Annotated in this window: 11 protein-coding genes; 9 read left to right on the forward strand and 2 right to left on the reverse strand. The window is 57.4% G+C overall.

Going from position 1 to position 12,184, the window contains the following annotated elements; genetic code table 11:
- The first annotated feature begins 86 nt into the window (after positions 1–86).
- From hflX to AAGR22_RS02810, 8 genes are all read left to right on the forward strand, one after another.
- Positions 87–1,367, forward strand: a complete 1,281-nt coding sequence (gene hflX, locus AAGR22_RS02775; RefSeq protein WP_067704167.1) for a ribosome rescue GTPase HflX — start codon at positions 87–89, stop codon at positions 1,365–1,367.
- Between the two features lie 69 nt (positions 1,368–1,436).
- Complete coding sequence (gene hflK, locus AAGR22_RS02780) at positions 1,437–2,687, forward strand: FtsH protease activity modulator HflK (RefSeq protein ID WP_345830146.1); 1,251 nt, start codon at positions 1,437–1,439, stop codon at positions 2,685–2,687.
- Between the two features lie 3 nt (positions 2,688–2,690).
- Positions 2,691–3,695: a protease modulator HflC gene (hflC, locus tag AAGR22_RS02785; RefSeq protein ID WP_067704160.1), complete on the forward strand. Its 1,005-nt coding sequence runs from the start codon at positions 2,691–2,693 to the stop codon at positions 3,693–3,695.
- Between the two features lie 65 nt (positions 3,696–3,760).
- On the forward strand, positions 3,761–3,967 hold the full coding sequence (locus AAGR22_RS02790) for a DUF2065 domain-containing protein (RefSeq protein ID WP_067704156.1): 207 nt from the start codon (positions 3,761–3,763) through the stop codon (positions 3,965–3,967).
- 192 nt (positions 3,968–4,159) lie between these two features.
- Positions 4,160–5,458, forward strand: coding sequence for an adenylosuccinate synthase (locus AAGR22_RS02795; RefSeq protein WP_067704153.1), 1,299 nt, complete (start codon positions 4,160–4,162; stop codon positions 5,456–5,458).
- Positions 5,459–5,783: 325 nt separating this feature from the next.
- On the forward strand, positions 5,784–8,240 hold the full coding sequence (gene rnr / locus AAGR22_RS02800; protein WP_067704150.1) for a ribonuclease R: 2,457 nt from the start codon (positions 5,784–5,786) through the stop codon (positions 8,238–8,240).
- Positions 8,241–8,310: 70 nt separating this feature from the next.
- Positions 8,311–9,048 (forward strand): 23S rRNA (guanosine(2251)-2'-O)-methyltransferase RlmB, encoded by a 738-nt coding sequence (gene rlmB, locus AAGR22_RS02805; RefSeq protein ID WP_067704147.1) that lies wholly within the window; start codon positions 8,311–8,313, stop codon positions 9,046–9,048.
- A gap of 102 nt (positions 9,049–9,150) precedes the next feature.
- Positions 9,151–10,782: an isovaleryl-CoA dehydrogenase gene (locus AAGR22_RS02810; protein WP_345830151.1), complete on the forward strand. Its 1,632-nt coding sequence runs from the start codon at positions 9,151–9,153 to the stop codon at positions 10,780–10,782.
- Here AAGR22_RS02810 and bsmA read toward each other — a convergent pair.
- Both bsmA and AAGR22_RS02820 read right to left on the reverse strand, forming a co-directional pair.
- A complete protein-coding gene (gene bsmA / locus AAGR22_RS02815) occupies positions 10,753–11,082 on the reverse strand; it encodes a biofilm peroxide resistance protein BsmA (protein WP_345830153.1) in 330 nt (109 codons plus the stop codon). The two genes, AAGR22_RS02810 and bsmA, sit on opposite strands and share 30 nt — an antisense overlap.
- A gap of 59 nt (positions 11,083–11,141) precedes the next feature.
- Positions 11,142–11,672, reverse strand: coding sequence for a hypothetical protein (locus tag AAGR22_RS02820; protein WP_345830155.1), 531 nt, complete (start codon positions 11,670–11,672; stop codon positions 11,142–11,144).
- A gap of 89 nt (positions 11,673–11,761) precedes the next feature.
- Between AAGR22_RS02820 and AAGR22_RS02825 the strand changes: the two genes are divergently transcribed.
- Positions 11,762–12,016 carry a hypothetical protein gene (locus AAGR22_RS02825; protein ID WP_345830157.1) on the forward strand — a complete coding sequence of 85 codons (255 nt, stop codon included), beginning with the start codon at positions 11,762–11,764 and terminating at the stop codon, positions 12,014–12,016.
- Positions 12,017–12,184 lie beyond the last annotated feature (168 nt).

The following is a 12,184-nucleotide window of genomic DNA, read 5'->3' on the forward strand; positions in this document are numbered from 1 at the left end:
AACCGAAAACGCGCACTGTAAATCTGATTTTAACGCTGTATGGCCATTGCGTAACAGGTTTCACAAGGTTCTGAGAGGTTTCAAGTTTGTTTGACCGTTATGATGCCGGTGAGCAGGCCGTACTGGTACACATCTATTTCTCCCAAGACAGAGATATGGAAGATTTGCAGGAGTTTGAAACTCTTGTCTCTTCTGCGGGTGTTGAAGCCCTGCGAGTCGTAACCGGTAGCCGAAAAGCGCCACATCCTAAATATTTTGTTGGCGAAGGTAAGGCCGTTGAAATTGCTGAAGCGGTCAAATCCAGCGGTGCCTCAGTGGTGCTGTTCGATCACGCCCTTAGCCCGGCTCAGGAGCGTAATCTGGAAGCCCTGTGCCAGTGCCGGGTCCTTGACCGCACGGGCCTGATCCTTGACATTTTTGCCCAGCGCGCGCGTACCCATGAAGGTAAATTGCAGGTGGAGCTGGCCCAGCTCCGCCATCTTGCCACGCGTCTGGTACGCGGCTGGACTCACCTTGAACGCCAGAAAGGCGGTATTGGCCTGCGCGGGCCGGGTGAAACTCAGCTGGAAACGGACCGCCGCCTGCTGCGTAATCGCATTACGCTGATCCTTTCGCGACTGCAGAAAGTTGAAAAGCAGCGTGAGCAGGGCAGGCAGGCCCGCAATAAAGCCGACGTGCCAACGGTTTCGCTGGTGGGGTATACCAACGCCGGTAAATCGACGCTGTTTAACTGTATTACCTCCGCAGAGGTGTATGTTGCAAACCAGCTGTTTGCGACCCTGGATCCCACGCTGCGTCGCGTTGACGTGGTGGATGTAGGAGAAGTGGTGCTGGCGGATACGGTTGGATTTATCCGCCATCTGCCTCATGACCTGGTGGCCGCGTTTAAAGCCACGCTACAGGAAACTCGCGAGGCAACGCTGCTGCTGCACGTCATTGACGCCAGCGATGCGCGCGTGGATGAAAATATTGAGGCGGTGAATGAGGTTCTGGAAGAGATCGAATCTGATGATATTCCCGCCCTGTTAGTGATGAACAAAATCGATATGCTGGAGGACTTTGTTCCGCGAATCGATCGTAATGAAGAAAATCTGCCGATCCGCGTCTGGCTTTCTGCACAAACGGGCGAAGGGATCCCGCTCCTGTTTCAGGCGCTGACTGAACGTCTGGCGGGCGAGATCGCGCAGTATGATTTACGTCTGCCGCCGGGAACGGGACGGTTGCGCAGCCGTTTTTATCAGCTCCAGGCGATAGAAAAAGAGTGGAATGAAGACGATGGTAGCGTAGGTTTGCAGGTACGCATGCCCATCGTTGACTGGCGTCGTCTGTGCAAGCAGGAGCCGGCACTGGTGGATTACATTGTTTGACTGATTTTGCCTGACACGCGTATCCCGGCCCTGGGATACCACCGCACACACAATTAATGGAGTATAAACATGGCGTGGAATCAGCCCGGGAATAACGGACAGGACCGCGACCCGTGGGGAAGCAGCAATAATCAAGGCGGCAACTCTGGGGGAAATAAGGGAGGGCGCGATAAGGGGCCTCCTGATTTGGATGATATTTTTCGCAAGCTAAGCAAAAAGCTTGGTGGATTTGGCGGTGGTAAAAACGATAACAGCGGTAGCCAGAATACGCCAGGACGCGGCGGCCGGCTGGTCGGCATCGTGGTTGTGGCCGCGGTAGTTATCTGGGCGGGCAGCGGTTTCTACACCATCAAAGAGGCGGAACGGGGTGTGGTAACGCGCTTTGGTAAATTCAGCCATCTGGTTGAACCCGGCCTGAACTGGAAGCCAACCTTCGTTGATCAGGTTCGTGCGGTAAACGTTGAAGCCGTGCGTGAGCTGGCGGCGTCCGGCACCATGCTGACCTCTGACGAAAACGTCGTACGGGTTGAGATGAATGTGCAGTACCGCATCACCAATCCGGAGCGCTATCTGTTTGCCGTTACCAGCGCCGATGACAGCCTGCGTCAGGCCACGGACAGCGCGCTGCGCGGCGTGATTGGGCGCTCGACGATGGATCGCATTCTGACCGAAGGTCGTACCGTGGTGCGTAGCGAAACGCAGCGCGAGCTGGAAGAAACTATCCGTCCTTACGATATGGGTATTACGCTGCTGGACGTCAACTTCCAGGCTGCTCGTCCGCCTGAAGAGGTGAAAGCCGCGTTTGATGATGCCATTGCCGCGCGTGAAAACCGCGAGCAGTACGTCCGTGAAGCAGAAGCTTATGCGAATGAGGTTCAGCCACGCGCTAATGGTCAGGCTCAGCGTATTCTCGAAGAGGCACGTGCTTATAAAACACGTACCGTGCTGGAAGCCCAGGGTGAAGTTGCCCGCTTTGCAAAAATTCTGCCTGAATATAAAGCCGCGCCGCAAATTACCCGCGAGCGTCTCTATATTGAAACCATGGAACGTGTACTGAGCCACACCCGCAAGGTGCTGGTTAACGATAAAGGCAATAACCTGATGGTGCTGCCGCTGGACCAGCTGATGCGGGGCCAGGGCGGTTCGTCCTCCAACGCAACGCAGGACAGCAGCAGCAACAGCCTGCTTCGTCTGCCACCGGCTTCAGGCAGCAGCAGTGAACGCGCCAGCAGCAGTTCGTCGTTCAGCCCGGACGACATCATGGATCAGCGTCGGGTTAACGCCCAGCGCAACGATACCCAGCGCGAAGGGAGAGAATAAGCGATGCGTAAGCCATTAATCGTAGTGTTGATTGTTGTGCTGGTGGTGCTGTACGCGTCACTGTTTGTAGTGCAGGAGGGGCAGCGCGGTATCGTGATGCGCTTTGGTAAAGTGCTGCGCGACAGCGAGAACAAGCCGCTGGTCTATGCGCCAGGCCTGCATTTTAAGATCCCATTCCTGGAATCGGTCAAATCGCTTGATGCGCGTATTCAGACCATGGATAACCAGGCTGACCGCTTTGTCACCAAAGAGAAGAAAGATCTGATCGTCGACTCCTATATCAAGTGGCGCATCAGCGATTTCAGCCGTTACTACCTGGCAACAGGCGGCGGTGATATTTCTCAGGCCGAAGTGCTGCTGAAGCGCAAATTCAGTGACCGCCTGCGTTCCGAAATGGGACGTCTGGATGTGAAGGATATCGTTACTGACTCCCGTGGGCGTTTGACCACGGACGTGCGGGAAGCGCTGAATACGGGTACGGCAGGGCAGGATGATGAAATTGCCACGCCTGCTGCAGACGATGCCATCGCTTCCGCGGCGGCCCGCGTTGAGCGTGAAACCACCAGCAAAGAGCCGGCGGTCAATCCGAACAGCATGGCTGCGCTGGGCATTCAGGTGGTCGACGTGCGCATTAAGCAGATCAATCTGCCAACGGAAGTGTCGGATGCGATCTACAACCGTATGCGCGCAGAGCGTGAAGCCGTCGCCCGTAGCCAGCGTTCACAGGGGCAGGAAGAGGCTGAGAAGCTACGTGCCGGTGCGGATTACGAAGTGACCCGCACGCTGGCAGAAGCGCAGCGTACCGCGCTGATGACCCGTGGTGAAGGGGATGCGGATGCGGCTAAGCTGTTCGCCGATGCGTTCAGCCAGGATCCGGATTTCTACGCCTTCATTCGTAGCCTGCGCGCCTACGATAACAGCTTCAAGAGCAACCAGGATATTATGGTGCTCAGCCCGGACAGCGATTTCTTCCGCTTTATGAAGTCGCCTTCTAACGCCACACGCTAAGAATCTGTTATAAAACTGGGGCCGGATCTTCCGGCCCCTTCTTTTTGTCTTATGCGGGTATAATAATGAACTCAACCATTTGGATGGCACTGGCTCTGGTGCTGGTTTTAGAAGGCTTAGGGCCCGTACTGCTGCCGCGTATCTGGCGCCGAATGATCCTGTCAATGGCAAACCTCCCTGACCAGCTGCTGCGCCGTTTTGGTGGGGGGCTGGTGGTGGCAGGTGCGGTAACCTACTACATGGTGAGCATTCATAATGGTGGTCAGGGCTGACCTGCTGTGGCAAGGGAGTGCCGAATCCCCCGCTCTCGCATCTTCTCAACCTTTGGGGTCTCTGTCTGGCGTTTTACTTTACGCTGCACCGCTGATTTAGGGTAAAAAAGTACGCAATCGTATGCTAAAAGAGCTGAAAGACGGGTTTTACGATGGTAGAATCCATTTTTAAGCAATCGGTGATTTTGAGAAATGGGTAAGAACGTCGTCGTACTGGGCACCCAATGGGGTGACGAAGGTAAAGGTAAGATTGTTGACCTCCTGACTGAACGTGCAAAATACGTTGTACGCTATCAGGGCGGCCATAACGCTGGCCATACGCTAGTCATCAACGGTGAGAAAACCGTCCTCCACTTAATCCCTTCTGGCATTCTTCGCGAAAACGTCACCAGCATCATCGGCAACGGTGTGGTGCTGTCTCCGGCTGCGCTGATGAAAGAGATGAAGGGGCTGGAGGATCGCGGCTTCCCGGTACGTGAACGTCTGTTTATTTCTGAAGCCTGTCCGCTGATCCTTGAGTATCACGTTGCGCTGGACGTGGCGCGTGAGAAAGCGCGCGGTGCTAAAGCTATCGGCACCACCGGTCGCGGTATTGGTCCAGCCTACGAAGATAAAGTCGCACGTCGTGGCCTGCGCGTCGGCGATCTGTTTAATAAAGAAACCTTCGCCGCCAAGCTCAAAGACGTAATGGAGTATCACAACTTCCAGCTGGTCAACTACTACAAAGAAGAGGCCGTTGACTACGACAAAGTGCTGAGCGATGTGATGGCAATTGCCGACATCCTGACGGGCATGGTGGTTGACGTTTCCGAACTGCTGGACGGCGCACGTAAGCGTGGCGACCTGATCATGTTTGAAGGCGCACAGGGCACCCTGTTGGATATCGATCACGGCACCTATCCGTACGTGACCTCTTCAAACACCACCGCAGGCGGCGTGGCGACCGGCTCAGGCATTGGCCCGCGCTACGTGGACTACGTGCTGGGCATCGTGAAAGCCTACTCTACGCGCGTGGGAGCGGGTCCATTCCCGACCGAACTTTTCGATGAAACCGGCGAATTCCTGTGTACTAAAGGCAACGAGTTTGGTGCCACTACCGGTCGCCGCCGTCGTACCGGCTGGCTGGACGTGGTCGCCGTGCGTCGTGCCGTGCAGATTAACTCGCTTTCTGGTTTCTGCATGACCAAGCTGGACGTGCTGGATGGCCTGAAAGAGGTGAAAATCTGCGTGGCGTATCGCATGCCAGACGGTCGTGAAGTGACCACCACGCCGCTGGCAGCCGAGGGCTGGGACGGTATTGAACCCATTTATGAAAGCCTGCCAGGCTGGAGTGAAAACACGTTTGGGGTTAAAACGCTGGAAGGTCTGCCGCAGGCAGCACGCGACTACATTAAGCGCGTGGAAGAGTTAACCGGCGTACCGGTAGATATCATCTCTACCGGCCCGGATCGCAGTGAGACCATGATTCTGCGCGATCCTTTTGACGCATAAAGCCGTCTCAGGCCGGGGATTCCCCGGCCTTTGTCCTTCCGTGTCATGCCCTGCCCAGTTTTCTCTTGCCACCGCGCTTAAATAAAATGGCCCTAAGTGTAAAGGGTGGTTTATCATCATTTACAATACACTCATTTATGAGCGGAATAGGGTAGCGCTCCGGGCCTGTTGCCTGAAAAGAGCCTGTACCCTGGGAGACAGCGCTTAGCTGCATCACCCGCACGTCAGCCGCAGGCTGACCGGGTTGATAACACCCATCCGCTCTACCCATTATTGCGCCGTGAACGATCTTCACGCTGCAATGAATGACAACGGAGGAACCGCAATGTCAAAAGATCCATTTAAGGAACGGGAAGCAGAGAAATACGAAAACCCCATTCCCAGCCGCGAATTTATCCTTGCTCATCTTGATAAACGCGAAAAACCGGCCAGCCGTGAAGAGCTGGCCGATGAACTTTCTATTACGGGCGAAGAGCAGACAGAAGCGCTGCGCCGCCGCCTGCGCGCCATGGAGCGCGACGGTCAGTTAGTCTTCACTCGCCGCCAGTGCTATGCGCTGCCGGAGCGTCTGGACCTGCTTCGCGGTAAAGTTATCGGCCACCGCGATGGCTTTGGCTTTCTTCGCATTGAAGGCAGCAAAGACGATCTCTACCTCTCTGCCGAACAGATGAAAATGTGCATGCACGGTGATGTGATCCTCGCGCAGGCGATGGGCGCAGACCGCAAAGGCCGCCGGGAAGCTCGCGTGGTGCGTGTACTCGAACCGCGCAACAATCAGATCGTTGGCCGCTACTTCACTGAAGCCGGGGTCGGCTTTGTGGTGCCGGATGACAGCCGCCTGAGCTTTGATATTCTGATCCCCGCCGAAGAGTTGATGGGCGCGCGCATGGGCTTTGTGGTGGTCGTGGAGCTGATGCAGCGTCCAACCCGCCGCAGCAAGGCCGTGGGTAAGGTCGTCGAAGTACTTGGTGATAATATGGGCACCGGGATGGCCGTGGAAATGGCGCTGCGTACCCACGATATTCCCCATAGCTGGTCGCCTGAGCTTGAGCGACAGATCGCTAAACTGAAAGAAGAAGTGCCGGAAGAGGCGAAAGCGGGCCGTGTGGATCTGCGCGATCTGCCGCTGGTCACTATTGATGGTGAAGATGCCCGCGACTTTGATGATGCCGTATTCTGCGAAAGAAAACGCGGCGGCGGCTGGCGGCTGTGGGTAGCTATCGCCGACGTCAGCTACTACGTGCGTCCCGGTACGCCGCTTGACGACGAAGCGGTTAACCGTGGCACCTCGGTTTACTTCCCGTCGCAGGTTGTTCCCATGCTGCCGGAAGTGCTGTCCAACGGACTCTGTTCGCTTAACCCGCAGGTCGATCGCCTGTGTATGGTTTGCGAGATGACCATTTCCGCTACCGGTAAGCTGACCGGTTATAAGCACTATGAAGCGGTAATGAACTCCTGGGCGCGTCTGACCTATAACAAGGTCTGGAATATCCTTCAGGGCGACCAGGAACTGCGCGAGCAGTATCAGCCGCTGGTTAAGGATCTGGAAGAGCTGCACCGCATGTATCTGGTGCTTGAGAAATCCCGCGAGCAGCGCGGCGGCATCTCTTTTGAGACGGACGAAGCTAAATTTGTTTTCAACGCCGATCGCCGTATTGAGCGCGTTGAGCAGGTATCGCGCAATGATGCGCACAAGCTGATCGAAGAGTGCATGATTCTGGCGAATATCGCCTCCGCGCGCTATGTCGAAAAGAACAATGAACCGGCGCTGTTCCGCGATCACGACCGCCCAAGCGAAGAGAATATCAAAAGCTTCCGTTCGGTACTCAACGAGCTGGGTCTGACGCTTGGCGGCGGCAATAAGCCTCATCCGCTGGACTATGCCGAGCTGTTGACGCAAATTGCCAGCCGTCCCGATCATGAAATGCTGCAAACCATGCTGCTGCGCTCGATGAAACAGGCGGTATACGATCCGGAAAACCGGGGTCACTTCGGGCTGGCGCTGGCGTCCTACGCGCACTTTACCTCGCCTATTCGTCGTTATCCCGACCTGCTGCTGCACCGCGCCATTAAGTATCTGGTGGCGAAAGAGAACGGCACGCTGCAGGGCAACACCACGCCGACGGGCGGCTACCATTACGATCTTCAGCAGATGTTGCAGCTAGGCCAGCACTGTTCGATGGCGGAGCGCCGGGCCGATGAAGCGACGCGTGACGTTGCCGACTGGCTGAAATGTGACTTTATGCAGGATCAGGTTGGCGAAACCTTCAGCGGCGTGATTTCCAGCGTCACAGGGTTTGGCTTCTTTGTGCGTCTGACCGATCTGTTTATTGACGGGCTGGTGCATGTTTCCTCGCTGGATAACGACTACTATCGCTTTGATGCCGTTGGCCAGCGTATGGTTGGCGAGTCCGGCGGCAAATCGTATCGACTGGGTGATACGGTAGAAGTGCGCGTGGACGCGGTGCACATGGAGGAGCGTAAAATCGACTTCGCGCTGATCTCAAGCCAGCGTAAGCCGCGCGGTGAAGGCAAAACCGAACGTGACCGCGCGAAGAAAAGCCCCTCGCAAAATAGCGGCAAGCGTCGTCGTGAGCAGAGCAAGCGGAAGAACTTTGAGCCAGACAGCGCATTTCGCGCCGCGAAGCCTAAAGAAGTCAGCGTTGACGACGGTGCCAGCAAAGAGAAAAAAGCTAAAAAACCGTCGGATAAAACCCGTAGAATCTCCGCTGCGACCCGTGCCAAACGCGCCGCTAAGAAAAAACCTGACACCACGGCGTGAGCCCGTCTGGTGCTGTGGGCGGGTAAGCTGCCGCCCGCAGCATTAAAATTTCATATTGAGTAACCGATTAATGAGTGAAATTGTTTTTGGTATCCACGCCGTGCAGGCGCTGCTGGACAGCGATCCGCAGCGCTTTCAGGAAGTCTTTATTCTCAAAGGGCGCGACGATCGCCGTCTACAGCCGCTGATTCAGGGCCTGGAAGCGCAGGGGATTGTTATACAGGTTGCCAACCGCCAGTGGCTGGACAGTCAGGTGGAGGGCGGCGTGCACCAGGGTATTGTGGCGCGGGTTAAGCCGGGTCGTCAGTATCAGGAAAATGATATTCCCGCGCTGCTGGAAAAGCTGGATTCCCCTTTCCTGCTGATCCTCGATGGCGTTACCGATCCGCATAACCTGGGCGCCTGCCTGCGCAGCGCCGATGCGGCAGGCGTACATGCGGTTATTGTCCCCCGCGACCGTTCAGCGCAGTTGAATGCCACGGCGAAGAAAGTGGCCAGCGGCGCGGCGGAGCATGTTCCCCTGATCCGCGTGACCAACCTGGCGCGTACCATGCGTATGCTACAGGAGGCTAACGTCTGGATTGTTGGCACGGCAGGTGAAGCCGATCACGATCTTTTCCAGAGCAAAATGACCGGTCCGATGGCGCTGGTGATGGGTGCGGAAGGCGAAGGTATGCGCCGTCTGACCCGCGAGCACTGTGATGAGCTGATCCGCATTCCCATGTCCGGAAGCGTCTCTTCGCTGAACGTCTCGGTCGCCACGGGTGTCTGCCTGTTTGAGGCCGTGCGTCAGCGCCGCAGTAAATAATCCTTCCGGGGCGTGACCTGCGCCCCGAAATTCACTCCCCTTTCTCCTGCATTTTTGTCCGTCTCTCATACTGACGTGAGCGTTGATGACAAAGGTGCCGTGATGGACTGGAAAACCCATACCGTATTCAATCAGCCCGATCCGCTGATTAACAGCAATCTGTTTCTTTCCGACACGCCGCTGCGCGAGGCGCTGGTCCGCGAGGGGGCAGGGTGGGACAGTGATTTTCTAACCGCCCTTGGCCAGCAGTTGGGCAGTGCGGACGCATTGGAACTCGCGCGCCTGGCCAACAGCCATCCTCCTGAACTGCTTGCCTATTCGCCACGCGGCGAACGGCTGGACGACGTCCGATTTCATTCCGCCTGGCACCGGCTGATGCAGGGGCTGTGTACGAGCCGGGTACATAACCTTCCCTGGCTGGCCGATGCCTCCCCTTCGGCCTTTGTGGCGCGTACGGCACGCTTTATTCTGCACGCGCAGGTTGAAGCCGGAACGCTCTGTCCGGTCACGATGACCTTCGGCGCGATCCCGCTGCTGCAGGCGCAGCTCCCCGCGGCTTTTCGGTCCTGGCTGCCAGGCCTGCTTTCGGACGCGTACGATCCACATTTGCAGGATGGCGCACAGAAGCGCGGCCTGCTGATTGGGATGGGAATGACTGAGAAGCAGGGGGGCACGGACGTCATGAGTAACACCACTCGCGCTGAGCCGGTAGCCTCGCGGGGCAGCGGCGAACGCTACCGGCTGACCGGCCATAAGTGGTTCTTTTCGGTGCCGCAAAGCGATGCGCATCTAGTGCTGGCGCAGGCAAAAGGCGGACTTTCCTGCTTCTTTCTCCCCCGTTTGCTGCCCGGTGGGGAGAGGAACGCGGTACAGATTCAGCGGCTTAAAGATAAGCTGGGAAACCGCTCGAATGCCAGTAGCGAGGTCGAATTTTTCGCTGCCAGCGGCTGGCTTATCGGGGAAGAGGGCGAGGGCGTGAGAATCATCCTTAAAATGGGCGGACGGACGCGCTTTGACTGCGCGCTGGGCAGCCATAGCATGATGCGTCGTGCCTTTTCGATAGCGCTGCACCACGCACAGCAGCGACAGGTGATGGGTAAAAATCTGGCCGATCAGCCGCTGATGCGTCAGGTGTTGAGTACCCAGGCGCTGACGCTTGAGGGGCAGACGGCGATGCTGTTTCGTCTGGCACGGGCCTGGTCACAGGGTGAAGAGGAGGGCGCTGGCGCCTTTAGCCGACTGTTAACCCCGGCGGCGAAATACGTCATTTGTCAGCGCGGTATACGCTTTGTGGCGGAGGCGATGGAGGTGACCGGCGGCATTGGCTATTGTGAGGAGAGTGAGCTGCCCCGGCTTTATCGTGAAATGCCGGTTAACAGTATCTGGGAAGGTGCGGGCAACGTAATGTGTCTGGACGTTCTGCGGGTGCTGGCGAAGCAGCCAAAGAGTATTGCGTTGCTCACCGCTGAGTTTGATGCGGTCAGGGGGCAGAACAGGCATTTCGATCGCCGCTGGCAGCAGCTGAAACTGCGGCTTCGTGCGCCACAGGCAGCAGAGGCGCGGCTGCTATGTGAAGAACTTTTTACGCTTACCAGCGCCGTACAGGTAATAAGTCAGTTTGAGCCTTTGCTGGCGGACGCCTGGTGCCGCCAGATGTTGGATCCGCGTGGTAGAACAATCCTGCCAGAAGATGTCTGTCAGCGATTACTGCTGCGCGCCGCGGGCGGACGCTGAGGGGCCATATAAGATGGCCGTGGAGTACCATATTCCCGGCATTACCGTTTCGCTAACCAGCTGAATAACATAATAGGCGGCACCCGCCTGGTTTGCTTTCACGGCGATGGCCCGCTCGGCGTCATCGGGTGAACCCCGTTCCTGGACGCTGACGGTGCCCAGCCGCGTTAACATTGTGCTCTGGGCGCGGGTAATTTCCTGCGCGTGCGCCGTCGCAGCCGGCGGCGATTCTGGAGCGGTTTGAAAGATTGCGCAGCTGGTCAGCAGCAGGCAGGCGAGCAGGGCGGTTAACCGACGCATAGTAAGTTCTCACAGGTGGGATATTACTCAGTGTATACGTTAACCCGCTTTTTTTGGGTTTAGAGAGTAAATTTGCTGACCTGGTTCGTGGTATTGCGATCAGGTTTAACTCTGCTGTCCTGGTCAGGGAATGTAGCGTGATAAGCTTGGGCGTGAGTCTGATGTTCAGGCGGCAATACCTGCAATACCGGTGGATAATTCCAGCGGTGACGGTGGGTTGTGCTGGCTGCAATTTCTGCTGTGCCGGTGGACAATCCCAGCGTTCGCCGGGCGTCCTCACGCCAGGCTTTGCCTGGTGCCTTTGGCGCCGACGCCAGGCCTGTTGGCAGGCCGATCGTGCAGGCTGTGATATCTGCGATACCGGTGGATAATCCCAGCGTTTGCCGGGCGTCCTCACGCCAGGCTTTGCCTGGTGCCTTTGGCTCCGACTCAAGGCCGGACGGCCCGGTCGCGAGCGGGCGTCCTGCCCGCCGCTCCCTGAGTGCAGCATCCCTGCTGCCCTCGCCTGGCCCTCCGTCTGCGCCGCAGCGCTGCGGAATGCCCGTCAATCGCAGGGATTGTCCACCTCTCGGGCTTCGCAGTTGCTTCAAGTTAAGCCCAGTAAATGCGCGGGCTTCTGCGCTGCTTTTAGTGAAACTGCTTTTATCCACAGCCAGCACAAAGCAAAAGGAGCAAACCAGTGGGGTCCGGTGACAGGCAATCCGACACCCTGCCTGTTGGCAGGCCGGTCGTGCAGGCGGCAATACCTGCGATACCGGTGGACAATCCCAGCGTTTGCCGGGCGTCGCAGCTACAGGCTTTGCCTGGTGCCTTTGGCTCCGACTCAAGGCCGGACGGCCCGGTCGCGAGCGGGCGTCCTGCCCGCCGCTCCCTGAGTGCAGCATCCCTGCTGCCCTCGCCTGGCCCTCCGTCTGCGCCGCAGCGCTGCGGATAGCCCGTCAATCGCAGGGATTGTCCACCTCTCGGGCTTCGGAGTTGCCTTTACCCACAGCCAGCACAAAGCAAAAGGAGCAAACCAGTGGGGTCCGGTGACAGGCAATCCGACACCCTGCCTGTTGGCAGGCCGATCGTGCAGGCTGTGCTATCTGCGATACCGGTGGAT

It is taken from the genome of Erwinia sp. HDF1-3R (genome assembly GCF_039621855.1).
Classification (GTDB): Bacteria; Pseudomonadota; Gammaproteobacteria; order Enterobacterales; family Enterobacteriaceae; genus Erwinia.

Excerpts from the sequence above, each read along its gene's own strand:
- hflC (WP_067704160.1), top strand. The coding sequence starts at position 2,691 with ATGCGTAAGCCATTAATCGTAGTGTTGATTGTTGTGCTGGTGGTGCTG.
- AAGR22_RS02790 (WP_067704156.1), top strand. The coding sequence starts at position 3,761 with ATGAACTCAACCATTTGGATGGCACTGGCTCTGGTGCTGGTTTTAGAA.
- hflK (WP_345830146.1), top strand. The coding sequence starts at position 1,437 with ATGGCGTGGAATCAGCCCGGGAATAACGGACAGGACCGCGACCCGTGG.
- AAGR22_RS02810 (WP_345830151.1), top strand. The coding sequence starts at position 9,151 with ATGGACTGGAAAACCCATACCGTATTCAATCAGCCCGATCCGCTGATT.
- rnr (WP_067704150.1), top strand. The coding sequence starts at position 5,784 with ATGTCAAAAGATCCATTTAAGGAACGGGAAGCAGAGAAATACGAAAAC.
- rlmB (WP_067704147.1), top strand. The coding sequence starts at position 8,311 with ATGAGTGAAATTGTTTTTGGTATCCACGCCGTGCAGGCGCTGCTGGAC.
- bsmA (WP_345830153.1), bottom strand. The coding sequence starts at position 11,082 with ATGCGTCGGTTAACCGCCCTGCTCGCCTGCCTGCTGCTGACCAGCTGC.
- AAGR22_RS02795 (WP_067704153.1), top strand. The coding sequence starts at position 4,160 with ATGGGTAAGAACGTCGTCGTACTGGGCACCCAATGGGGTGACGAAGGT.